The sequence below is a fragment of the Kocuria sp. GQ42 genome, assembly GCF_059758435.1.
The window spans coordinates 135,509-157,827 of the sequence record NZ_JCAXEN010000007.1 but is presented as its reverse complement, the minus strand read 5'-3'; the positions used below and the strand labels follow the sequence as shown (position 1 = coordinate 157,827).

21 protein-coding genes are annotated in these 22,319 nt (G+C 73.6%); 12 read left to right on the top strand and 9 right to left on the bottom strand.

Annotation, left to right across the window (positions count from 1 at the left end; genetic code table 11):
- The first annotated feature begins 247 nt into the window (after positions 1–247).
- The 3 genes from AC6CH6_RS14860 (at position 248) to AC6CH6_RS14850 (ending at position 4,029) form a co-directional block, all read left to right on the top strand.
- A complete protein-coding gene (locus AC6CH6_RS14860; RefSeq protein ID WP_133409065.1) occupies positions 248–2,113 on the top strand; it encodes a phosphoenolpyruvate carboxykinase (GTP) in 1,866 nt (621 codons plus the stop codon).
- A 178-nt stretch (positions 2,114–2,291) separates the two neighbouring features.
- A complete protein-coding gene (locus AC6CH6_RS14855) occupies positions 2,292–2,783 on the top strand; it encodes an RrF2 family transcriptional regulator (protein WP_498255701.1) in 492 nt (163 codons plus the stop codon).
- Positions 2,784–2,841: 58 nt separating this feature from the next.
- Positions 2,842–4,029 carry a globin domain-containing protein gene (locus tag AC6CH6_RS14850; RefSeq protein ID WP_498255700.1) on the top strand — a complete coding sequence of 396 codons (1,188 nt, stop codon included), beginning with the start codon at positions 2,842–2,844 and terminating at the stop codon, positions 4,027–4,029.
- A gap of 70 nt (positions 4,030–4,099) precedes the next feature.
- Here the strand turns inward: AC6CH6_RS14850 and AC6CH6_RS14845 are convergent, their stop codons facing one another.
- On the bottom strand, positions 4,100–5,500 hold the full coding sequence (locus AC6CH6_RS14845) for a phosphomannomutase/phosphoglucomutase (protein ID WP_498255699.1): 1,401 nt from the start codon (positions 5,498–5,500) through the stop codon (positions 4,100–4,102).
- A gap of 73 nt (positions 5,501–5,573) precedes the next feature.
- Between AC6CH6_RS14845 and manA the strand changes: the two genes are divergently transcribed.
- Positions 5,574–6,677, top strand: coding sequence for a mannose-6-phosphate isomerase, class I (gene manA, locus AC6CH6_RS14840; RefSeq protein ID WP_498255698.1), 1,104 nt, complete (start codon positions 5,574–5,576; stop codon positions 6,675–6,677).
- A gap of 24 nt (positions 6,678–6,701) precedes the next feature.
- On the opposite strand, the gene mdlC is transcribed toward manA, so the two are convergent.
- Positions 6,702–8,303: a benzoylformate decarboxylase gene (gene mdlC / locus AC6CH6_RS14835; RefSeq protein WP_498255697.1), complete on the bottom strand. Its 1,602-nt coding sequence runs from the start codon at positions 8,301–8,303 to the stop codon at positions 6,702–6,704.
- A 94-nt stretch (positions 8,304–8,397) separates the two neighbouring features.
- The gene (locus tag AC6CH6_RS14830) at positions 8,398–9,348 is read right to left on the bottom strand and encodes a LysR family transcriptional regulator (protein ID WP_498255696.1); all 951 of its coding nucleotides are present in this window, start codon (positions 9,346–9,348) and stop codon (positions 8,398–8,400) included.
- Positions 9,349–9,480: 132 nt separating this feature from the next.
- Here AC6CH6_RS14830 and AC6CH6_RS14825 point away from each other — a divergent pair, with 132 nt between their 5' ends.
- From AC6CH6_RS14825 to AC6CH6_RS14805, 5 genes are all read left to right on the top strand, one after another.
- The gene (locus tag AC6CH6_RS14825; protein ID WP_498255695.1) at positions 9,481–10,437 is read left to right on the top strand and encodes an ABC transporter substrate-binding protein; all 957 of its coding nucleotides are present in this window, start codon (positions 9,481–9,483) and stop codon (positions 10,435–10,437) included.
- 39 nt (positions 10,438–10,476) lie between these two features.
- Positions 10,477–11,271 carry an ABC transporter permease gene (locus AC6CH6_RS14820; protein WP_133409073.1) on the top strand — a complete coding sequence of 265 codons (795 nt, stop codon included), beginning with the start codon at positions 10,477–10,479 and terminating at the stop codon, positions 11,269–11,271.
- Entirely contained in the window at positions 11,268–12,041 is a 774-nt protein-coding gene (locus AC6CH6_RS14815) for an ABC transporter permease (RefSeq protein WP_109268494.1), read from the top strand. Before AC6CH6_RS14820 ends, AC6CH6_RS14815 begins: the two co-directional genes overlap by 4 nt.
- Positions 12,031–12,936 carry an ABC transporter ATP-binding protein gene (locus AC6CH6_RS14810; RefSeq protein ID WP_498255694.1) on the top strand — a complete coding sequence of 302 codons (906 nt, stop codon included), beginning with the start codon at positions 12,031–12,033 and terminating at the stop codon, positions 12,934–12,936. The genes AC6CH6_RS14815 and AC6CH6_RS14810 overlap by 11 nt, the downstream gene beginning before the upstream one ends.
- Before the next feature lie 94 nt (positions 12,937–13,030).
- A complete protein-coding gene (locus tag AC6CH6_RS14805; protein ID WP_017833937.1) occupies positions 13,031–13,243 on the top strand; it encodes a hypothetical protein in 213 nt (70 codons plus the stop codon).
- Positions 13,244–13,303: 60 nt separating this feature from the next.
- Here AC6CH6_RS14805 and AC6CH6_RS14800 read toward each other — a convergent pair whose 3' ends face one another.
- Positions 13,304–14,518 (bottom strand): glycerophosphodiester phosphodiesterase family protein, encoded by a 1,215-nt coding sequence (locus AC6CH6_RS14800; protein WP_498255693.1) that lies wholly within the window; start codon positions 14,516–14,518, stop codon positions 13,304–13,306.
- A gap of 129 nt (positions 14,519–14,647) precedes the next feature.
- Between AC6CH6_RS14800 and AC6CH6_RS14795 the strand changes: the two genes are divergently transcribed.
- Positions 14,648–15,988, top strand: a complete 1,341-nt coding sequence (locus tag AC6CH6_RS14795; protein WP_498255692.1) for a hemolysin family protein — start codon at positions 14,648–14,650, stop codon at positions 15,986–15,988.
- 55 nt (positions 15,989–16,043) lie between these two features.
- Here AC6CH6_RS14795 and AC6CH6_RS14790 read toward each other — a convergent pair whose 3' ends face one another.
- Positions 16,044–17,762 (bottom strand): thiamine pyrophosphate-binding protein, encoded by a 1,719-nt coding sequence (locus tag AC6CH6_RS14790; protein ID WP_498255691.1) that lies wholly within the window; start codon positions 17,760–17,762, stop codon positions 16,044–16,046.
- The gene (locus AC6CH6_RS14785; protein ID WP_017833452.1) at positions 17,759–18,541 is read right to left on the bottom strand and encodes a cyclase family protein; all 783 of its coding nucleotides are present in this window, start codon (positions 18,539–18,541) and stop codon (positions 17,759–17,761) included. The genes AC6CH6_RS14790 and AC6CH6_RS14785 overlap by 4 nt, the downstream gene beginning before the upstream one ends.
- A gap of 285 nt (positions 18,542–18,826) precedes the next feature.
- Between AC6CH6_RS14785 and AC6CH6_RS14780 the strand changes: the two genes are divergently transcribed.
- Complete coding sequence (locus AC6CH6_RS14780) at positions 18,827–19,702, top strand: shikimate dehydrogenase (protein ID WP_498255690.1); 876 nt, start codon at positions 18,827–18,829, stop codon at positions 19,700–19,702.
- A 69-nt stretch (positions 19,703–19,771) separates the two neighbouring features.
- On the opposite strand, the gene AC6CH6_RS14775 is transcribed toward AC6CH6_RS14780, so the two are convergent.
- The 3 genes from AC6CH6_RS14775 to AC6CH6_RS14765 are packed head-to-tail and all read right to left on the bottom strand — an operon-like array spanning position 19,772 to position 21,709.
- On the bottom strand, positions 19,772–20,119 hold the full coding sequence (locus tag AC6CH6_RS14775) for a GNAT family N-acetyltransferase (protein WP_498255689.1): 348 nt from the start codon (positions 20,117–20,119) through the stop codon (positions 19,772–19,774).
- Positions 20,120–20,141: 22 nt separating this feature from the next.
- Positions 20,142–21,152: a pirin family protein gene (locus AC6CH6_RS14770; protein ID WP_498255688.1), complete on the bottom strand. Its 1,011-nt coding sequence runs from the start codon at positions 21,150–21,152 to the stop codon at positions 20,142–20,144.
- On the bottom strand, positions 21,149–21,709 hold the full coding sequence (locus AC6CH6_RS14765) for a carboxymuconolactone decarboxylase family protein (RefSeq protein WP_498255687.1): 561 nt from the start codon (positions 21,707–21,709) through the stop codon (positions 21,149–21,151). Before AC6CH6_RS14765 ends, AC6CH6_RS14770 begins: the two co-directional genes overlap by 4 nt.
- A gap of 233 nt (positions 21,710–21,942) precedes the next feature.
- Here AC6CH6_RS14765 and AC6CH6_RS14760 point away from each other — a divergent pair, with 233 nt between their 5' ends.
- Positions 21,943–22,239 carry a DUF1540 domain-containing protein gene (locus tag AC6CH6_RS14760; RefSeq protein ID WP_498255686.1) on the top strand — a complete coding sequence of 99 codons (297 nt, stop codon included), beginning with the start codon at positions 21,943–21,945 and terminating at the stop codon, positions 22,237–22,239.
- Positions 22,240–22,319 lie beyond the last annotated feature (80 nt).

Genomic DNA, 22,319 nt, shown 5'->3' with positions numbered 1-22,319 from the left:
CCCCCGGCTGCGCAAAATCCGAGGGCGCCCCGCCCGACACCCGGCGCGACGGGCCGCGGCGCGCGTAACCCTGCTGGGGCGGCCGGGGCCGGGGCGATACGATGGACCCACATCACAGTAGAGACCGGCCGCCCACCTCCACGCCGCTCACTGTGGGCCCGGTGACACCGGGTCGAGTGTTCGACGACGAGCACCACCACGAGAGCCCCGGGCGGTCGGCGGACGGCCTCAACGAGGAGACATGTCAATGGCTGACAACCCCACTGCAACGACGGAGACCACCGGGCTGAACGAGGCTGTGAAGGACGCGCTGGACAGCGCGCCCACCACCCATGCGCACCTCCTCTCGTGGGTGCGGGAGATGGCGGAGCTGACCCAGCCGGACCGCATCCACTGGGTCGACGGCTCGGAGGCCGAGTGGACGCAGCTCACCGACGAGCTCGTGGACGCCGGCACCTTCGTCCGCCTGGACGAGGAGAAGTTCCCCAACTCCTTCGCCGCGTTCTCGGACCCGGACGACGTCGCCCGGGTCGAGGAGCGCACCTTCATCTGCACCAAGACCGAGAAGGGGGCGGGCCCCACCAACAACTGGGAGGACCCGGAGGTGATGCGCAGCTCCCTGCGCAAGAAGTTCCGCGGCGCCATGCGCGGGCGCACGATGTACGTCATCCCCTTCGTCATGGGCCACCTGGAGGCCTCGCGGCCGAGCTACGGCGTGGAGATCACCGACTCCGCCTACGTGGTGTGCTCCATGCGCATCATGGCGACCATCGGCACCCCGGTGCTGGAGAAGATGACCGAGCAGAACGGCTTCTTCGTCGAGTGCCTGCACTCGCTGGGCGCCCCGCTGGCCCCGGGCGAGCAGGACGTGCCCTGGCCCTGCAACCCCGCCAAGTACATCGTGCACTTCCCCGAGGACCGGGCCGTCTGGTCCTTCGGCTCGGGGTACGGGGGCAACGCCCTGCTCGGCAAGAAGTGCTACGCGCTGCGCATCGCCTCCGCCATCGCCCACGACGAGGGCTGGCTGGCCGAGCACATGCTCATCCTCAAGGTCACGAACCCCGAGGGCAGGAGCCGGTTCATCTCCGCGGCCTTCCCCTCGGCCTGCGGCAAGACCAACTTCGCGATGCTCGAGCCCACGCTCGAGGGCTGGAAGGCCGAGATGGTCGGCGACGACATCTCCTGGATCCGCTTCGGCAAGGACGGCCAGGCCCGGGTGACCAACCCGGAGGCGGGCCTGTTCGGCGTGGCCCCCGGCACGGGGTGGCCCACCAACCCCAACGCCATGCGCGCCATCGCCCGGGGCAGCACGATCTTCACCAACGTGGCGCTCACCGACGACGGCGGCGTCTGGTGGGAGGGCATGACGGAGGAGACGCCCGAGCACCTGACGGACTGGAAGGGCCGGGACTGGACCCCGGGGAGCGGCCGTCCCGCCGCGCACCCGAACTCGCGCTTCTGCACCCCCATCAAGCAGGCCGACATCCTCGCCCCCGAGTACGACGACCCGGAGGGCGTGCCGCTGTCCGCGATCGTCTTCGGCGGCCGCCGCAAGACCACCATCCCGCTCGTGTCCCAGTCCTTCGGGTGGGAGCACGGGGTGTTCCAGGGCGCCACGCTGTCCTCGGAGACCACCGCCGCCGCGAAGGGCGCCGTGGGCGTCGTCCGGCGCGACCCCATGGCCATGCTCCCGTTCATCGGCTACAACGCCAACGACTACCTCGAGCACTGGGTCGAGGTCGGCGAGCGCATCGGCGAGGACGACATGCCGAAGGTCTTCTACGTCAACTGGTTCCGCCGCACCCCGAGCGGCGGCTTCGCCTGGCCGGGCTTCGGCGAGAACTCCCGCGTGGTCAAGTGGATCTTCGACCGCCTCGAGGGCACGGCCGGCGGCCGGGAGACCCCGATCGGCATCGTGCCCACCAAGGAGGACCTCGACCTCACCGGCCTGGACGTCTCGGACGAGGAGCTCGAGGCCGCCCTCAAGGTCGACGTCGAGGAATGGCGGGCCGAGCTGCCCAGCATCGACGAGTGGTTCCACCGGCTCGGCCACGTGCCCGAGCCCATCCTCGAGCAGCGCGCCGGGCTGGAGGACCGCCTGAACCAGGCGTGATCCCCGTCCCGGGGCGCTGCGGCGCCCCGGGGCCGGCGGTCGGACGAGGGGTCTCCCGTGCCGGGAGGCCCCTCGTCCGCGTCCGCCGCCCGCGTGGGACAATGGGGGCGCTCCCGCGGCCGGCCGGGACGCGCGAGGTCTCGGAAGGAGCCGCCATGAGCGACCGGAGGACCCCGCCGTGCGGCTGACCGCGTTCTCGGACATCGCCCTGCGCGTCCTGCTGCTGACAGGAGCCGTCCCCGAGGGGGAGAAGCTCACCACGCGCGCCATTGCCGAGGGCGTGGGCGCCCCCTACCACCACGTGACCAAGACCGTGGGCCGGCTGAGCGGGCTCGGGCTGCTGGCCTCGAGCCGCGGCCGCACCGGCGGGGTGTCGATCACCCCCGCCGGCCTGGACGCCACCGTGGGCTCGCTCCTGCGCGAGCTGGAGGCGGGCTCCGCGATGGTCGAGTGCGAGTCGGCCGGCGGCGACTGCCCGCTGGACCACGGGTGCCGGCTGCGCCGCGCCCTCGCGGACGCGCGGGAGGCCTTCTACGGCGCGCTCGACGACGTGCGGGTGCGGGACCTCGTGAGCGAGCGGCAGGTGGGCCCGGTGCTGGTGTCCATCGGACTGCGCCCGCCCGAGCCGCCGGCGGCCACCGCGGGGGGCACGCCGCCGCCGATGACGTAATCAAGCATCTGAGATGCTACTTTTGAGGAGTCATCCACCGGCTCCCCAGGAGGCAACCGTGCTGTCCGACCAGTCCCGTCCCGTCATCGAGCAGACCATCGGCGTCGTCGCCGAGCGCATCCCGTTCATCACCCCCGAGTTCTACCGGTCCATGTTCGAGGCGCGCCCCGATCTGCTGGACGGCATGTTCAGCCGCTCCAACCAGAGGAACGGGACCCAGGCGCAGGCCCTCGCCGGCTCCATCGCGATGTTCGCCTCCTGGCTGCTGACCCACCCCGAGGGCTACCCCGACGAGCTGCTCTCCCGCGTGGCGCACAAGCACGCGTCCCTGGGTGTGCTGCCCCAGCACTACCCGATCGTCCACGAGCACCTCTTCGGCGCGATCGCCCGGGACCTCGGCGACGCCGCGACGCCCGAGGTCGTGGCCGCCTGGGACGAGGTGTACTGGCTGATGGCCGACGCCCTGATCAAGATCGAGGAGGGCCTCTACGCGGGGCAGGCGAACAGCGTGGTCTTCGCCGCGTTCCGGGTCGCGGCCAAGGAGCAGACCGGGACCACCACCACGGCGATCACCCTCGAGCCCGCCGACGGCACCCCGATGACCCCCGCGGTGGCCGGCCAGTACGTGACCGTCGAGGTGCGGATGCCCGACGGCGTGGACCAGCCGCGGCAGTTCACGCTGGTCCCCGGGCCCGAGGGGACCCGCCGGATCGCCGTGCGCCTCGACGAGCGCGGCGAGGTCACCCCGGTGCTCTGCCACGACGTGCAGGTGGGCGACGTCCTGCGGGTCTCCAACCCCTACGGGGACGTGGTGCTCCCGGAGGGGGGCGGGCCGCTCGTGCTCGCGTCCGCCGGCATCGGCGTGACCCCCATGCTGGCGTTCCTGGACCGGCTCGTCCGCCAGGAGTCGCAGCGGCAGGTCCTCGTCCTGCACGCCGACCGCTCGGCGGAGGACTGGGCGCTGCGCGAGCTGCACGAGATGCTGGTCGCCGAGCTGCCCCACGCCCGCCTGGAGACCTGGATGGAGACCCCGGGGGACGGCGACCACGACGGGTTCATGGACCTCGGCGCGGTGCGGATCCCGGCCGACGCCCAGGTGGTGCTGTGCGGCCCGCTGCCCTTCATGCAGGCCGTCCGCTCCGCCGTGATCGCCCAGGGCGTCCCGGGGCGCAGCGTGGCCTACGAGATCCTGGGCCCGGACCAGTGGATGCTCCACGACGAGGCGCGCGAGACCGCCGCGGTCTGAGCGCCCGCAGCGCACGGGGCCCCGCCGGACGGCTCGTCCGGCGGGGCCCCGTGCGCTGCGTGCCGGGGTCTCAGGCGCGCACGATGTCCAGCACCCGGTCCCGGACCCGCTCCATCGTCGCCGGGTCCTTCGCCTCGACGTTGAGGCGCAGGAACGGCTCGGTGTTGGAGGGGCGCAGGTTGAACCACCAGCCCTCGTTCGGGCAGCTGAGCGTGGTGCCGTCCAGCTCCTCCACGCTCACGTCCCGGCCGGCCAGGGCGTCGACGACCCGCCGGACGGCACCGGCCTTGTCCTCCACCGTGGAGTTGATCTCACCGGACGCCGCGTACGGGTCGTACTGGTGCATCAGCTCGCTCAGCGGCCCGTCCTGCTCGCCCAGCGCGGCCAGGAGGTGCATCGCGGCGAGCATCCCGGTGTCCGCGTTGAAGAAGTCCTTGAAGTAGTAGTGCGCGGAGTGCTCGCCCCCGAACACGGCGCCCTCCTCGGCCATGACGGCCTTGATGAACGAGTGGCCCACCCGGGTCCGCACGGGGCGGCCGCCGCGGGCGGTGACCAGCTCGGGCACGGCGCGGGATGTGATGAGGTTGTGGATGATCACCGGGTTCTCCACGCCCTCCGCCCGGGCGCGCTCGATCTCCCGCTCGGCCACGAGCGCGGTGACGGCCGAGGGCGAGACGGCCCCGCCCTGCTCGTCGACCACGAAGCAGCGGTCGGCGTCGCCGTCGAACGCGATGCCCAGGTCCGCGCCGTGCTCGCGCACGGCCCGCTGGAGGTCCACGAGGTTCTCCGGCTCGAGCGGGTTGGCGGGGTGGTTGGGGAAGGTGCCGTCCAGCTCGAAGTACAGGGGCACGACCTCCAGCGGCAGCGGCTCCAGCACGGCGTCGCCCAGCACCGCGGGAGTGGTCAGCCCCGCCATCCCGTTGCCGGCGTCGACCACCACCTTGAGCGGGCGGGTCCCGGACAGGTCCACCAGGGAGCGCAGGTACTCCGCGTAGCCGGTCAGCACGTCCCGCTCGGTGACCGTGCCGGGGACGGGGGTCTCCGGGACCGCTCCTTCGTCGAGGTAGCGCTGGGCGAGGTCGCGGATGTCGTAGAGACCCGTCTCGGAGGAGACCGGGACGGCCCCGGCCTTCGACATCTTCATGCCGTTGTACTCGGCGGGGTTGTGGCTCGCCGTGAAGGTCACCCCGGCGGCGCCGAACGTCCCGGACGCGTAGTACAGCTCGTCGGTGGAGATCAGCCCGATCTTCACGACGTCCGCGCCGCGGCGGACCGCGCCCTCGGCGAAGGCGTCCACGAACTCCGGCGAGGAGGGGCGCATGTCGCCGCCCACCAGGACCGTCAGGCCGGCGAGGCCCAGGACGTCCACGAACGCGGCGCCGGTGGCCCGGACCGTCTCCGCGGTGATGGACTCGCCCACGATGCCGCGCACGTCGTAGGCCTTGAACGAAGCTGAGAGATCGATAGTCACAAGGGGTGATCTTAGGCCACGGGCGCTCCCGGGTGCCGCGGGGCGCGGGCGGTCCTGTGATTGGATGACGAGCATGGTCGAGATCCTCCGCATGCGCAATCCCGTCCAGCACTATGCGTGGGGCTCCCGCGAGGTGCTGGCCCGCCTCCAGGGCAGACCCGTGCCGAGCCCCGAGCCCGAGGCCGAGCTGTGGGTCGGCGCGCACCCCTCCGCGCCCTCCGTCGTCGTCCGGGACGGCCGGGACGAGCCGCTGGAGGGCCTGCCGTTCCTGCTCAAGATCCTGGCCATCGACGCCCCGCTGTCCATCCAGGTGCACCCCTCGCCGGAGCAGGCCGAGGCGGGCTTCGAGCGCGAGCAGCGGGCGGGGATCCCGCTCGACGACCCGCGGCGCAACTACAAGGACCGCTCCGCCAAGCCCGAGACCGTCGTGGCCCTCACCGACGTGGAGCTGCTCACGGGGGTGCAGCCGGCGGACCGGCTGCGCGCCACGGCCGCGCGCCTGGGGCTGGAGTGGCTGCGCGACGCCGCCGCCGGCGGGCGCCCCGTGCTGCCGGCCGTGCTGACGCTCGACGACGCCGCCGCCGCGGCCGCCGTGGCGGCGACCGTCGCCGCGGCCCGCGCCGCGGGCCCGCAGGACCCGGTGGCCTCGCTGGTCCGCTACGTGCACGACCGGCACCCGGGCGACCGCGGGCTGTTGGTCGCGGTGTGCATGCACCACGTCCGCCTCGCCCCGGGGCAGTCCCTGCACACCCCGGCCGGGCAGCTCCACGCGTACCTGTCCGGGACGGCGATCGAGGTGATGAGCTCCTCGGACAACGTCCTGCGCGCCGGGCTGACGGGCAAGCACGTGGACGTGGCCGAGCTGCTCGCCGTGCTGGCCGACGAGCAGGCGGCCCCGGAGGTCGTCGAGCCCGCCGCCGACGAGCACGGCCGCCGCGTCTACCCCCTGTGGGACGAGCGGCTGTCGCTCACCGCCCACGAGCTCGTGCCGGGACGGGCCGTGCCCGTCGGGCTGCGGGGCACCACGGTCCTGCTGAGCACCGGGGACCGGGTGCTGGTGCGGGCCGCCGGCCGGGAGTGGGAGCTGGCCGGCGGGGAGTCGCTGCTGCACCGGGGCGGCCCCGGCACCGTCGAGCTGTCCGGCGACGCCCGGGTGTTCACGGTCTCCTGCCGCTGAGCCGCCCCCGGCGCGCGGTGCCGCTCAGGGGGTGGTCAGCTCCGTGCGGACCTCGATGAGCGTGGGGCCCTCGGCCGCGAGACCCTGCCGCACCAGGTCGGCGAGCTCCGCGGCCGTGCCCGCGGCCTGCGCGGGCACCCCGTAGCCCCGCGCGAGGCTCAGGAAGTCGATGCCCGGCACGTCCAGCCCCGGCACGTCCCCCGTGCCGAGCATGCCCGCGAACCAGCGCAGCGCGCCGTAGGTGCCGTTGTTGAGGATCACGAACACGACCGGGACCCGGTACTGCGCCGCGCTCCACAGGGCGGTGATCCCGTAGTTGGCCGACCCGTCGCCGACCACCCCGATGACGGGACGGTCCGGCCGGGCCAGCTTCACGCCGACCGCCGCGGGCAGCCCGAAGCCCAGGCCGCCGGAGGCCGGCCAGAAGTAGGAGCCGGGCTCCCGCAGGTCCATGTGCCTCCAGAAGTCCCCGTTGGTGGAGGTCGACTCCACCACGTAGGCGGTGTCCGCCGGCGCCGTCTCGCGCAGCACCTCGAACACGGCGCCCGGGTGGAAGACGCCGTCCACGGGCTCGCGGGCGGGCGGCGGCACCGTCCACCCGACCGGGGCGGCCGGGCGCGCCCCGCCGCCCCGCTCGTGCAGGGCGGCCACCAGGGCCGCGGCCGTCGCGGCGAGCCCGGCCACGAACGAGGTCCCGAACGGCGCCCGGGCGGCCTCGCCCGGGTCCTCCGTGACGTGCAGCAGCTGCGTGCCCTCGGCCAGGTACCGGGCGGGCTCGTACTGGTGGTAGCGGAAGACGGGGGCGCCGAGCACCAGGACCACGTCGTTCTCCTCGAGGGCGGCGTGCACGCCCCGCTCCGACGCGGGGAGGACCCCGCGGAACTGCGGGTGCCGGTTGGGGAAGGGCAGCCGGTAGGGGGAGGGCGCCACCCACACGTCGGCGCCGAGCAGCTCGGCGAGCTCGCGGCTGACCCCGTTCGCCGCCACGGCGTCCACCTCTGAGCCCAGCACCAGCGCGGGCCGGCGGGCTCCGGCCAGCAGACCGGCGATCTCCTGCACGTGCTCGGGGGCCGGGTGCAGGCCCTCGACCACCCGCCGGGGCAGCAGGTAGTCGTCGTTGTCGGCGGACTCCCGGTCCCAGTCGTCGTAGGGGACCGAGACGTAGGTGGGGCCGCGGGACCCGGTGCACGCCTCCCACAGGGCCTGGTCCAGCATGCGGGGGACGTCCTGCGCGGACAGCGGCTCGCCCGCCCACTTCGTCAGCGGGGAGGTCAGGTCCGGGGCCGCCACGTTGGCGAGCATGGGCTCCGCGCCGATCGTGGCGCGCACCTGCTGGCCGGCCGTGACCACGAGCGGGGTGTGCGAGCTGGCGGCGTTGGTCAGTGCGCCCATGGCGTTGCCCGTGCCGGAGGCCGAGTGCAGGTTCACGAGCGCCGGCCGGCCCGTGGCCTGCGCGTAGCCGTCGGCCATGCCCACGACCACCCCCTCGTGCAGCCCCAGGACGTACCGGATGCCGGGGGGCAGGTCCCGCAGGAAGGGCAGCTCGTTGGAGCCCGGGTTGCCGAACACGGTGTCGAGTCCTCGGGCCTGCATCCAGCGGTGGGTCCTGGCACGGATGGTGGTCACGCTGCGCTCCAATCGGGACGCGGCACCGGTGTGCCGCCTCACCGCGAGAGTAGAAGGGGGCCGGGGGCGCGGCCAGTCGATGTTTTCTATCCCCTCATAGACGGCGACGATGCCAGGGCCCGGGCCGCAGCGGCGCCGACGGGTCCGGCGAGACGAACTCCCGCAGCGTGTCCACGACCAGCCGCGCGAACCACTGCTGCGCGGGGCGCTGATGCGCGGTCTCGCGGGTGTAGGCGGCCAGCTGCAGGACCGGCATCTCGACCGGGTGCGGGAAGACCCGGATCCCGGCCGCCTCCTGGAGCGTCTCGGCGAGGAACCGCGGCAGCACCGCGAGGCAGTCGGTGCGCTCCACCACGGAGACCAGGCCCGTGAAGTGGGACAGCCGCAGAGCCGTGCTGCCCGGGGCGCCCGCCCGCTCCGCCGCGACCTCGGCGAGGTCGTGGCCCATCGACGGGGCGAGCCGGATCCGCGGCTCCTCCGCGAACTGCTCGAGCGTGAGCCGCTCCCGGACCCGCGGGTGGCCGCGGGCCGCGATCACCACGTACTCGTCGGTGCCGACGACGGTGCGGACGATGCCGGGCCCGCCGATGTACGGGGCGCAGATCGCGGCGTCCACCCGGTTGCGCAGCAGGTCCTCCGGGACGCGCTCCACGTCCAGGGGCAGCACGGTCAGCTCCACGCCGGGCGCCTGCTCCCGCAGCGCCACCATGACGGACGGCAGGAACGCCAGCTCTCCGAGGTCGGTCAGCGCCAGGGTGAAGCGCTCGCGGGCGGTCTCCGGGTCGAACAGCCCGCCGGAGGAGACGGCCGCGGTCACCTGGGCGATCCCCGCCTTGACCTGCGGGAAGATGCTCCTCGCGAACGGCGTGGGGCTCAGGCCCCGGCCCTCCCGGACGAACAGCTGGTCGTTGCACTGCCGGCGCAGGTTCTTCAGGGCGTGGCTCACCGTGGGCTGGGTGAGGTGCAGCTCGGCGGCGGCCCCCGTGACGCTGCCCTGCTCGTAGACCGTGCAGAACACGCGCATCAGGTTCAGGTCCAGTTCCACGGCACCCCTTCTCGGTCAGCGACTCATAGACGTCATGCATCGCTCCATCGACAACATGCACTGGTTTGTGAATGCTACGTCACTAGAGTGATCCCTATCACAACGGGCACCGGACGACACAGGGGAGGCACGATGCGGCGACCGCTCATCGGCTTGGGAGCAGCAGGATCCGTACTGGCGCTGGCCGCGTGCGGCGGCGGCGACGGCGGCACGGAGGCCGAGGGGGAGATGCAGGCGGTCACCGTCGGCGTCATCCCCATCGTCGACACCGCCGCCATCTGGCTGGGCGAGGAGCAGGGCTTCTTCGAGGAGGAGGGGATCGACCTCGACATCCAGACCACCAGCGGCGGCGCCGCCGCCGTGCCGGGCGTGGTCAGCGGGGACTTCGACTTCGCCTTCGGCAACACCCTGTCCGTCATGGTCGCCCAGGGCGAGGGGCTGGACCTCAAGTACGTCGCCAACGGCACCACGACCTCGGGCGACACCGAGCGGGACTTCGGCGCCGTGGTGGTGCCCGCCGACTCGGACATCCAGGGCCCCGAGGACCTGGCGGGCAAGACGGTGTCGGTGAACAACCTCAACAACATCGGCGACACGACGATCCGCCACGTCGTCGAGGTGGCCGGCGGGGACCCGCAGAGCATCGACTTCGTGGAGGTCGGCTTCCCGGACGCCCCGGCCGCGCTCGACCGCGGCCAGGTGGACGCGGCCTGGATCCTCGACCCGTTCCTCACCCAGGTCCTCGACGAGGGCGCCCGCGCGGTGTCCTACAACTTCGTGGAGTTCGACCCGGAGCTCGACATCGCCGGCTACTTCACGACCGCCCAGAAGCTCGAGGAGGACCCCGAGCTGGTGGAGAAGTTCCAGAACGCCATGAACCGCTCGCTCGAGTACGCGAACGAGAACCCGGACGCGGTCCGGGAGATCGTCGGGACCTACACGGAGATCAGCGACGAGCTGCGCGCCGAGATGGCCCTGCCGCGCTTCCGCACCGAGTTCGACCGCGAGGCGCTGCAGAAGCTGGGCGACGCCGCCGTCGAGTACGGGACCCTCGAGCAGGCCCCCGACCTCGACGCGCTGCTGCCGTAGCCCGTCCGCGGACCCGGCACGCAAGAGAGGGAGCACGACATGGCACGAAAGCGCACGGGGCGGGACTGGGGGCCCGGCGCCCTCGGGGTGCTGGGGATCCTCGGGTTCCTGGTCACCTGGGAGCTCCTGCCCCTGACGGGGATCGTGGACCCGCGGTACCTGCCCCCGGCCAGCGCCGTCCTGCTGGAGCTCGGGGAGCAGCTCGGCTCGGCGGGCTTCTGGCTGGCGGTCTGGCAGACCGTCCGGGCCTGGTTCCTGGGGCTGCTGATCGCCGCGGTCGCCGCGATCGTCCTGGGGCTGGTCATCGGCAGCAGCACGTTCCTGCGCCGGGCCACCCACAGCACGATCGAGTTCCTCCGGCCCATCCCGTCGGTCGCGCTCATCCCGCTGGCCGTGCTGCTGTTCGGGGTGCAGCTCGAGTCCACCCTGCTGCTGGTGGTGTACGCGTCCTTCTGGCAGATCCTCATCCAGGTCCTGTACGGGGTCGGGGACGTGGACACCGTGGCGCAGGACACGGCCAAGAGCTACGGGCTCGGGACGCTGGCCCGCGTCCGGTACGTCACGTGGCCCACGTCCCTGCCCTACGTGATCACCGGGCTGCGGCTCGGGGCGGCCGTGGCGCTGATCCTGGCGGTCACCGCCCAGCTCGTGATCGGCACGCCGGGGCTGGGCCGGGAGATCTCCCTGGCCCAGTCCGGCGGCGCCGTCACGGCCATGTACGCGTTCATCGTCACGGCCGGGCTGCTGGGCGTGCTCATCAACCTGGGGATGCGGGCGCTCGAGCGCCGGGCGCTGGCCTGGCACTCGTCCGTCCGCGGAGAGGTGGCGGTGTGAGACTCGTCAAGACCCTGGGCTATGCGCTCGCGCTGCCCGTCCTGCTGGTCCTGCTGTGGTGGGCCTACACCCTGACGACGACCAACTTCTACGTCCCGGAACCCGGCGAGTTCGCCACGACGTTCGTGGACGTCTGGTTCGGGGACCGGTTCTTCGACGACGTGCTGCCGAGCATCGGCCGGCTCCTGGTGGGTCTGGCGCTGTCCATCCTGCTCGGCGTCGTCGCCGGGCTCGTGATCGGGTCGGTGCGCTGGCTGCGGAACCTGCTGGAGCCCGTGCTCGAGTTCTTCCGGGCGATCCCGCCGCCGGTGCTGGTGCCCGTGCTGATGCTGCTCATCGGCGTCAACGACCAGATGAAGGTGGTGGTGATCGTGCTCGGGTCCGTGTGGCCCGTCCTGCTGAACACCATCGAGGGCGTGCGCTCGGTCGACTCCGTGATGAACGAGACGGCACGCTCGTACGGGATCCACGGGTGGTCGCGGATCGTCCACCTGGTGATCCCCGCCGCCAGCCCCCAGATGATGGCCGGCATCCGGCAGGCCCTGTCGATCGGGCTGATCCTGATGGTGATCTCGGAGATGTTCGCCTCGTCCTCGGGGCTCGGCTTCACCATCGTGCAGTTCCAGCGATCGTTCGCCATCCCCGAGATGTGGAGCGGCATCGCCGTCCTGGGTCTCATCGGGGTGGTGCTGGCGTTCGTCTTCCAACGTGTTGAACGCAAGGTCCTCGCCTGGTACCGGGGCCTGAAAGAGGTGGAGAATGCAGGCTGAATCAGGAAGCTCGGCAGTGGACGGCGGCGCGACCGCACCCCGGACCGGCACGGACGCGACCGCCACCGGGGTCTCGGACGCCGGGGCGGGACGCACCGGCGGGAAGGACGTGCTGCTGTCCGTGCGCGGGCTGCAGAAGATCTACCAGAGCGTCCACGGCGACGTGGAGGCGGTCCGCAACCTCACGTTCGACCTCGGCCGCGGCGAGCTGGCGTGCCTCGTGGGGCCCTCCGGCTCCGGCAAGACCACGCTGCTCAAGTGCATCTCGGGGCTCATGGCGCCGACCTCCGGCGAGGTGCTGCTGGGCGGCGAGAAGGTGACCGGTCCGCCCAAGGACATGGCCGTGGTCTTCCAGGAGTACGGGCGCAGCCTGTTCCCCTGGATGACGGTCCGCGAGAACGTGGAGCTGCCGCTGAAGAACGCCAGGCTGGCCCGGGACGAGCGGAACCGGCTCGTGGAGGAGGCGATCGCCGCCGTGGACCTGCGCGGCGCGGACAAGAAGTACCCGTGGCAGCTCTCCGGCGGCATGCAGCAGCGCGTCGCCATCGCCCGGGCGGTCGCCTACCAGCCGAAGATCCTGCTGATGGACGAGCCCTTCGCCGCGGTGGACGCCCAGACCCGCGCCGACCTCGAGGACCTCATCCGGGACGTGTGGCACCGGATGGGCGTGACCGTGCTGTTCGTGACCCACGACATCGACGAGTCCGTCTACCTCGGCGAGCGCGTCATCATCCTCTCGAGCTCGCCCACCGTGGTCCAGGAGGACCTCCCGATCGACCTGCCCGACGACCGCGACCAGCTCACCACCCGCGGTCTGCCGCGGTTCACCGAGCTGCGCGGGCACGTCTACGAGGAGATCCAGCGCGCCAAGCGGGAGGCGGGCACGAGGGCCTGAGCCGGCCCGCGGCCGCGTCCGGGGCCGGTGCGCCCAGTACACTGGGCCCACCGGCTCCGGAGCGCCCGGGGCCGTTCTCCCCGGGAGGCCCGCCATGAGCACCACCCCGTCCGACGGTCTGCGCGGCACCACCGCGCCGTGCCCGCGCTGCGGCGCCACCGGGTTCGAGCTGGTCTACGTGCAGATCATGCCCGACGACTGGGACCTGGCGCGCGACGTCGAGCTGGCGTCCCCGTCGATGATGCTGCCCGATGGGCGCGCCCCCGAGTTCTCCTGCCAGAACGGGCAGTGCCGCCACCTCTGGTGAGCCCGGGCGGGCCCCGCCGGTGGCCGCCGGCGGGGCCCGCCCGTCGCGGGGCGTCCCGGATCAGTTGGCGAAGACGTCCAGCAGCCGGCCGTTGTCCGTCCACAGGGCGACGGACTCGCCGCCGTTGTTGAGCACGGCGGAGGTGCCGCCGTTGTAGTGGGCGTCCTCCGTGCCGGTGCCCGGTCCGGTGTGCACGCGCAGCCGCCCGCCCGGGGCCAGCTCGTAGCCCTCGCCCACGGTGAGGACGTTGTTCGCGGCGTCGCGCAGCACGTACCCGCTGACGTCCACGGCGGTCGGGCCCGTGTTGGTGAGCACCACGTGCTCGCCGGTTTCGGGCTGGAGGTCGTCGCCGGGGACGTCGTTGACGGAGTCCTCGATCCGGATCCCGTTGTTCGCGGGGAAGGGGTCGCGCCCGTCCAGGTGGCGCGCAGTCTGGAGGGGGAAGTCGCCGGTGATCATCTCGACACCGAGGTCCACCACGTGCTGGACCGCTTCCGGGGAGTTGACGGTGTAGACGCCCAGGGCCAGGCCGGCGGCGTCGACGCGCGCGACGTCGCCGGCGTCGAGGGTGCGGTAGTTCGTGCCCACGGAGTCCACGACACCGGCCCACCGCTCGATCGTGGCGGCGTCCGGGACGCTGCCGGTGAGCTGCTGCAGGGGCACGTCGGGGGCCAGCCCGGCGAAGGTCCGGTTGGACGCCTCGTCGAAGCCGATGACGGTGACCTTGTCCGCCGCGAGCAGCTTCGCCCAGTCCCGGTCCTCGGCCAGGGCGTCGGCCACGACCTGCTCGATGCCGGGGGAGTTCTGCGGGGACTTGATCTCGATGTAGACGCCGGTGTTGACGGTGGCGATCCGAGCGGCGTCGTCGAGGTGGGGGATCCGCTCCCCGGCGAACTGCGCGTCGAAGGAGGAGCCGGCGTCGAGCTGCTGCAGCTCGTCCCACGTGAAGGACGTGATCGGGTCGTCCTCGCGGCCGGGGAAGACCTCCTCGACGTCCGTGGTGCGCGCGGGGGTGCTGTCGTGGAACAGGAACGGCACGCCGTCGGCGCTGAGCTGGACGTCGATCTCCAGGTAGTCGACGCCGGCGGCGCGGGCGTCCTTGAACGCGGGGACCGTGTTCTCGGGGGCGGTGCCGGCGGCGCCGCGGTGCCCGACGACGATCGGGTCCTCGGTGCCGGACGGGGCGGCGGCGGCCGGCAGCGCCGAGCCGAGCACGGCCACGGCGGACAGGGCCGCGGCGGCGCCGCGCAGGGTGCGGGGGGAACGGGTGGTCATGACGGTGCTCCTCGTGCCTGGGGGACGGTACCCCACCACCGAAGCGGAGCGCGGAGACGAACCGGTCAACGCGGCGTGACGCGCAGATGAGCTCCAGGCGTCCCGGAGGCGGCCGGTACTGTGGTCGCCATGGACAACAGCACGATCGTGAACATCCTCCTGGTCCTGCTGTTCGTGGCCGTCGGGGGCGTCTTCGCGGGCACCGAGATGGCGATCGTGAGCCTGCGGGAGAGCCAGGTCAAGCGGATCGAGCGCTCGGGCCGCAAGGGCGCCCGGACCGCCGCCCTCGTCCGGGACCCCAACCTCTTCCTCTCGGCGGTGCAGATCGGCGTGACGGTGGCGGGGTTCTTCTCCTCGGCCTACGGCGCCTCGACGCTCGCCCCGGACGTGGCCCCCGTCTTCGAGCGGGCCGGGCTGTCCACCGCGGCCGCGGAGACCTCCGCGCTGATCGGCATGACCCTGGTGATCGCGTACCTCTCCCTCGTCCTCGGGGAGCTCGTGCCCAAGCGCCTGGCCATGCAGCGCTCCGTGGGCTTCACGAAGATCCTGGCCCCTCCGCTCAGCGTCTTCGCCAAGCTCATGCGCCCCGTCATCTGGCTGCTGTCCGTGTCCACGAACCTCGTGGTCCGGCTCGTGGGCGGGGACCCGCACGCCGTCACCGAGGAGGTCTCGGCGGAGGAGATCCGGGAGATGGTCGTGGACACCCGGGGCATCGGGGCCGTCTCGCGCTCGATCCTCACGGACGTCTTCGAGGCGGGCGAGCGCCGTCTCGCCGAGGTCATGCGCCCGCGCCCCGACGTCCACTTCCTGGACGGCACCCTGCCCGTCACGGAGGCCTACCGCACGGCCCTGGCCCTGCCGCACTCCCGCTACCCCGTGCTCGGCACCAGCGTGGACGACGTCCTGGGCTTCGTGCACATCCGCGACCTCGTGGTCGCGGACCAGGACGGCGACGGGGTCATCGAGGCCCCGCCGCGGACCCTGCAGGACGTGGTGCGGCCCATCCCCTTCCTGCCGGAGACCAACCACGTGCTGCGCACCCTGCAGGCCATGCGCAAGGACGGGCACCACATCGCGCTGGTGGTCGACGAGTACGGCGGGACGGCGGGCATCGTGACCCTCGAGGACCTCGTGGAGGAGCTCGTGGGCGAGATCTACGACGAGTTCGACGCCGGGGTCCGGGAGCACGAGGACACGGTGCTGCGCGAGGGCGGGGCCGTGCTCGTGGACGGCGGGCTGATCATCCAGGAGGTCCCGGTGGAGGCCGGGCCCGTCATCCCGGAGGGCCACTACGAGACGGTCGGCGGGTTCGTGATGGACCGGCTGGGGCGGGTGGCGCGCCCGGCGGACGTCGTCGACGTGGACGGCTACCGGCTCGAGGTCCTGGCCGTGGACCGCAGCCGGGTGGAGCGGGTGCGGATCACCCGGCTGCGGCGGGACGCGGCGGAGGACGGCCGGTCCGGGGCCTGACCCGTCCCGGCGGGGCCCGGCCCGCCGTCGGCGACCTCGTGGCGCGGGAACCGGGTCAGTGGCCCCGGAAGGCCTCGGCCAGCCACCACGCCCCGCCGTCGGAGGCGATCTTGGCGTCGATCACCAGCGGCCGGTCCCGGGGCCCGTCGAGCCAGGTGCGCACGGCGGCCAGGTCCTCGGCGGAGCGCACGACCACGCCGTCGGCGCCGAAGCCCCGGCCGATCGCGGCGATGTCGACGTCCGGGAAGACCACCGTGTCCAGGGGCACGTCCTCGTCACCGGCGAAGTGGTGCACCTCCGCGCCGTACGCGGCGTCGTCGTAGACCACGCACACCAGCGGCAGGCCCAGCCGGACGGCGGTCTCGAGCTCGGCGATCCCCATGAGGAAACCGCCGTCCCCCGTGCCGAGCACCGGCAGCCGGTGCGGCTGCGCCAGCGCGGCGCCGATGGCCGTGGCCAGGCCCAGGCCCACGGACTGGAAGGCCTGGGTGAAGCAGAACCCGCGCTCGTCCGGCACGGAGAGGTACTGGCTGGGGTAGCCCATGAAGTTGCCGCTGTCGACGGCCACGACCCGCTCGGACGGCAGCATCGCGTCCAGCTCGCGGGACAGCAACCGCGGGTCGATCCGCTCCGCCGTGGACAGGTCCTCGAACGCGACGTCCCGCCACCGGGCCTCCCGGGCGATCCGCGCGGCCAGCTCGGGCGTGCGCCAGGACGACGACGCCGGGGCGGCGGCTCCCGGCCCGGCCGCCACCTCTCCTGGCGTGCCGCCCGTCCGCAGGTCGTCGTGCTCCAGGGCTGCGAGGACGTCCCGGGCGGTGAGCGCGCAGTCGCCCACGACCCCGAGGTCCAGCGGCCGGTCCACCGGCCGGTGCGCGCCCAGGGCGGACTCCTCGAGGTCCACCTGCACCACCGCGGCCTCCGGGCCCAGGAGGCGCCCGTGCCGGGTGGTCCACATGGTCAGGGCGCAGCCCCACGCCACCACGAGGTCGGCCGCCCCGATCAGCTCCGCGGTCGCCGGGGACGAGAAGCCCCCGGAGATGCCGAGGTCGAAGTCCTCGCCGGCGAACAGGCCCTTGGCCACCGCCGACGTCGCCAGCAGCGCCCCCGAGCGCTCGGCGAGGGCGGTCAGCTCCGCGCGGGCCCCCCGGGCGCCGCGTCCCGCCACGAACACCGGCCGGCGCGCGGCGGCCAGCATCCCCGCCAGGCGCTCGGCGGCGTCCTCGTCCGGGCGCACGCGCGGCGCGGGCGGGAGCGCGGGCACCACGGCGCCCTCGGGGGCGGGGGACGCCTGGACGTCGAGCGGGACGCTGAGCACCACGGTGCGGCGGTCGTTGCGGGCGCGCCGGACGGCCCGGGCGACGTCGGCCGCGGCGCTCGCGGGGGAGTGCACCCGCTCGGCCACCGCCCCCACCGCCCGGGCGAGGGCGTCCTGGTCGATCCGGAAGTTGGAGTGCACGGCCGCGGCCTGGGTGTCGGCGGTGAGCACGATCAGCGGGGTGCGGGACTTCGCGGCCTCGCCGATGCCGGTGGTCGCGTTGGTCAGCCCGCAGCCCTGGTGCGTGGTGACCACGGCGACGCGCCCGCTCGTGCGGGCCCAGGCGTCGGCCATGGTCGCGGCGCCGTTCTCGTGCCGGGCGGCCGTGAAGGGCACGCCCGCCGCGATGAGCGCGTTGGTGAGGTGGAAGTTCCCGCTGCCCACCACGCCGAACGCGTGCCCCACGCCCAGCTCCGCGAGCGCACGGCCCACGAGCTGGGCGACCGTGCCGGTCACGCCCCGGCCCGCTCGACGAGGGCGAGCACCCGGGCGGGGCTGCCCGTGCCGCCCACGACCGGCAGGGGAGCGACCACGAGCTGCGCCCCGAGGACCGGCAGCCGGTCGAGGCGGCGCAGGGAGGTCAGCCCGTACTTGTCGTGGCCCAGCAGGTGGTGGTGGGCGGGGAAGGGCGGGTCGAAGCCGCCGGCGATGCCCGCGTCGATGCCGACGGTCTCCACGCCGAAACCGCTCACGTGCGGGTGGGCGGCGAGCCACTCGGCGGCGGCCACCGACGGCCCCGGGGCGTGCAGACCGTCCGCGTCGGCGTTGAGGAAGCGCTCGGGGTCGTCCGCGCGGGCGGACCAGCCGGTGCGCAGGAGCACCCAGCAGTTCTCGGGGAAGCGCCCGTGCTCGGCCTCCCACCGCTCGAGGTGCTCGGGCTCCAGCAGGGCGTCGGCGTCCGCCTCCGCCTCGGCGGTGAGGTCCAGGACGGCGGCCGGCCCGACGAGCCGCGCCGGTTCGATCCGGTCCACCGACCTCCCGTCCCGGCCGGTGATCCAGTGCACGGGCGCGTCCAGGTGCGTGCCGGCGTGCTCGCCCAGGGTCAGGTCGTTCCACGCCCAGCCGGGCCCGGCCTCGTCGTAGGCGCTCACCGGCGTCATGGACAGGCCCACCGTGTTGGCGAACGGTTCCGGCAGCCGCAGGATCGGGGTGTCCCGGTCCAGGGGGGTGGTCAGGTCCACGACCTCTACGGTCCCGGCGGCCAGCGCCGCCCCCAGTTCGCCCAGCACGCTCATGACGTCACCCTCCGCAGTTCGTGGGCCCCGTCGGCGGGGCCGTGGCACATGCCTTGCCGCCCATTGTGCCCCGGCGCGGGCCCGGCGCCCCCGCCGCGGGAATCACTTCCACGCTGTGGCATCCGTGTTCACATAGTGAGTGCAGAGCGGGTCCTGCGCGTCCTCCCGGTGTACTGTGATGGGCGTCCCAACGGCTCGCGATGCCCTCCGCGCCACCGGCACCGGTGCTGCGCCGAGAGCGGTCGGCGCGGCCGCGTCCTGACCGCACCCCGCAAGGAGCCCTGCATGAGCACCACCTCCGAGTCCTACCTCGTGGGCCTGATCGGCGACGGGATCACCCGCAGCCTCACCCCGCCGATGCACGAGACCGAGGCGCGGAACCACGGGCTGCACTACCTGTACCGTCCGGTGGACCTCGAGGTGATCGGCCGCCCGGGCGAGGACGTGGGGGAGCTGCTGCGGGCCGGGCGCGACCTCGGGTTCAACGCCTTCAACATCACGCACCCGTGCAAGCAGCTGGTGCTGGCCCACCTCGACGAGGTCGCCCCGGAGGCGGCCGCGCTGAGGGCCGTCAACACGGTGGTGATCCGCGACGGGCGGTTCATCGGCCACAACACCGACGTGTCCGGCTTCGCCGCGGGGTTCCGGGCCGTGCTCCCCGGCGCGGCCAAGGACCGCGTGGTCCAGGTCGGCACCGGCGGCGCCGGCTCCGCCGTGGCCTCCGCGCTGCTGAGCGCCGGCGTGCAGACCCTGCACCTGTTCGACGTGGACCCCGTTCGGGCGGGCGAGCGGGCCGCCGCCATGGCCGAGCTCTTCCCCGGGCAGCAGGTCGCGGCCGCCACCGCCGAGACGCTGCCGGAGCTGGTGCGCGCGGCCGACGGGCTGGTCAACGCCACCCCGGTGGGCATGCACCACCACCCCGGCACCCCCGTGGACCCCGGCCTGCTGGAGGCCCGGCAGTGGGTGGCCGACGTGGTCTATCTGCCGGTGGAGACCGAGCTCGTCGCCGCGGCCCGGGCCCGGGGGTGCCAGGTGCTCGACGGCGGCCACATGGCGGTCGGCCAGGCGGTGGACGCGTTCCGGCTCATCACCGGCGTGGAGCCCGACCGGGCCCGGATGCGCGCCCACTTCCTCGATCTCATCGCCGCCCAGCGGGGCTGAGAACGGGCTCCCGTCCCGGCCGCCGCGGGCCGGCGTCAGCCGGGCTCCGGCCCGCGGCGGCGGGCGGGCTCACTGCTGCTCGTGCCGCGGGACGGCGGCGAGGTGCTCGGGCCGCACGGCCACGGCGTGCTGCTGGTGGTCGGGGTGGCTGTGCAGCCACTTCTTGATGTAGGGGCACACCGGGACGACCGTCAGCCCGGCCCCGGCGGTGTCGTCCAGGGCCTCCCGGGCCAGTCTCGAGGCCAGGCCCTGCCCGCCGTAGGCGTCGTCCACGGTGGTGTGGTAGAAGATCCGCTGCGGCCCGTCGGCGCCCTCGAAGGGCACCCAGTGGGCCGAGCCGATGACGGTCGCCCCGTCGAGGAGCTCGTAGCGCTGCCGGCCGGGGTTGTTCCGCACCGTGACGGCGGAGGTGTCCATGGTGGTCTCCTGGGGGACGGGCTCAGCCGCGGGGCCGCAGCTGGACGGTGGGCAGGGGTGGGGCCGGCAGCGGGGCGGGCTGCTCCGCCGGGTAGGGACCGAAGCGCGGGTACGGCGCCCCGTCCTCGTAGCTGCCGGAGGCCGGCGCGGGGGCCGGTTCGGCCTCGATCTCCGCCTGCCAGGCGGCGCGGTAGGCGACGACCTCCTCGTGGCTGCGGCCGACGAAGTTCCACCACATCACGATCTGCTCGCCCAGCGGCTCGCCGCCGATGAGCAGCAGCCGGACCGGGCTCAGGCCGGCCTCCAGCACCACGGGACCCTGCCCGACCGGGAGGTAGGCGAGGTGGTCCACCGGCACGGGGGCGCCGTTGAGCGCCAGGTCGCCGGTGTCGAGCAGCACGCCGTGCTCGAGGGCCGGGTCCAGCTCCAGCTCCAGCCGGGCGCCGGGCCGCAGGGTGGCCTCGGCGGCCAGCAGCGGCGGGGTGAAGGTGTCCACCGGGGAGGTGCTGCCGGCCAGGGAGCCGAGGAAGACGCGCAGCTCCGTGCCCTCCCCGACCACCGGCTCGGGGGCGTGGTGCTCGAAGGTGGGTGCCATGTGGCGGGTCGCCTCCGGCAGGGCGTACCAGAGCTGGACCCCGTGCAGCAGCGTGGTGCCGGGGGTGGAGAACTCCTGGTGGGAGATCCCCCGTCCGGCGACCATCAGGTTGACCTCACCGGGTCGGACGATCGCGTCGTAGCCGGCCGAGTCCCGGTGCGCGATCCCGCCGGTGAACAGCAGGCTCACGGTGGCCAGGCCGGTGTGCGGGTGCCGTGCCACCCGCATGCCCCCGGACTCCGAGACCAGGTCGGGGCCGTAGTGGTCGACGAAGCACCACGCCCCGATGAGGCTGCGCTGCCGCTGGGGCAGGGTGCGGCGCACGGTCATCGCGCGGGGTCCGCCCAGGGGCACCTCGCGCGGGGCCAGCAGCTGCGCTCCGGCTCCGACGGCCTCGGAGCACAGCAGCTCCTGCGGGTCCACGTCCAGGTTGGTCACGCCGTGCCCCCCGCGACGGTCGACGGGGTGCGCGGGGCGTCCGGCGCCGGCTCGTCCGCGGCCTGTTCTCCCGGGGCGTGTCCCTCCGGCGCGGCCGCACGGGGGCGGACCCGGTGGCGGGAGAGGACGGAGACCCGGTTGAAGGCGTTGATCGCCACCGCCGTCCACTGCAGCGCCGAGTACTGCTCGTCGGTCAGCTCCGCCCGGGCCACCGCCAGCTCCGCCAGCCGGGTCTCCTCGTCGGGCAGCAGGGCCACGGACTCCCCGATGGCCAGCGCGGCGCGCTCCAGGTCGTCGAAGAGCTCCGTCTCGCGCCAGGCGGGGAGCACCGCCAGCTTCTGCGCGCTCACCCCGGCCTCCACGGCGTAGCCGGTGTGCAGGTCGAGGCAGTAGGCGCACCCGTTGAGCTGGGAGACCCTGATGTTGAGCAGCTCCACGAGCGCCCGGGACAGCCCGGCGTCCTCGGCCGCGGCGGCGACCTTGCGCGCCAGGCCGTTGAGCGCCCGCCAGCTGCCGGGATCCGCCTTGTCGAGGTAGAAGTGGTCGCCGGCGCTCATGGGTTCTCCTCGGGGTCGTCGCGGCGCCGCCGGGCGGCACCGCCGTGCGTCCAGCGAATACCCCGCGGCGGTGCCCCGTCAAGGGCGGCGCCGCGGGGCCCGTCGGCCGGCCCGCGGACATTGGGGCACGAAAAGATGCGCTATCCATCGTCCCTCGTGAGGCGCATCCTGGAAGAGCTTGTTCAGGCCGGGGCAGCAGGCTCCGGCCCGGAGATCCTCCCGGAGGAGAAGTCATGGCCACCACCGAGTTCGTTCCCGTCTCCGACTGCACCGTGGGGCAGTGCTCGTTCAACCACGACCACGAGTGCACGGCCCACGCGATCACCGTGACCGGATCCTCCGGCCACGCGCACTGCGGCACGTTCATCTCGCTGGGCCCCGACGGCGGCCTGCCCACCGTCCACGCGGAGGTGGGCGCCTGCCAGCGGTCCGAGTGCAAGCACAACGCGCACCTGATGTGCACCGCCCACGACGTGAGGATCGGCGCCGGCGCCGACGAGGCCGACTGCCTGACCTACCAGGCCGCCTGAGGGCGGTCGGCCGCCCCGGCCCCGGGGACCTGACCGGGGCCGGGGTTTCCGTCTGTCCCGGGGCGGACGTGCCACCGTGC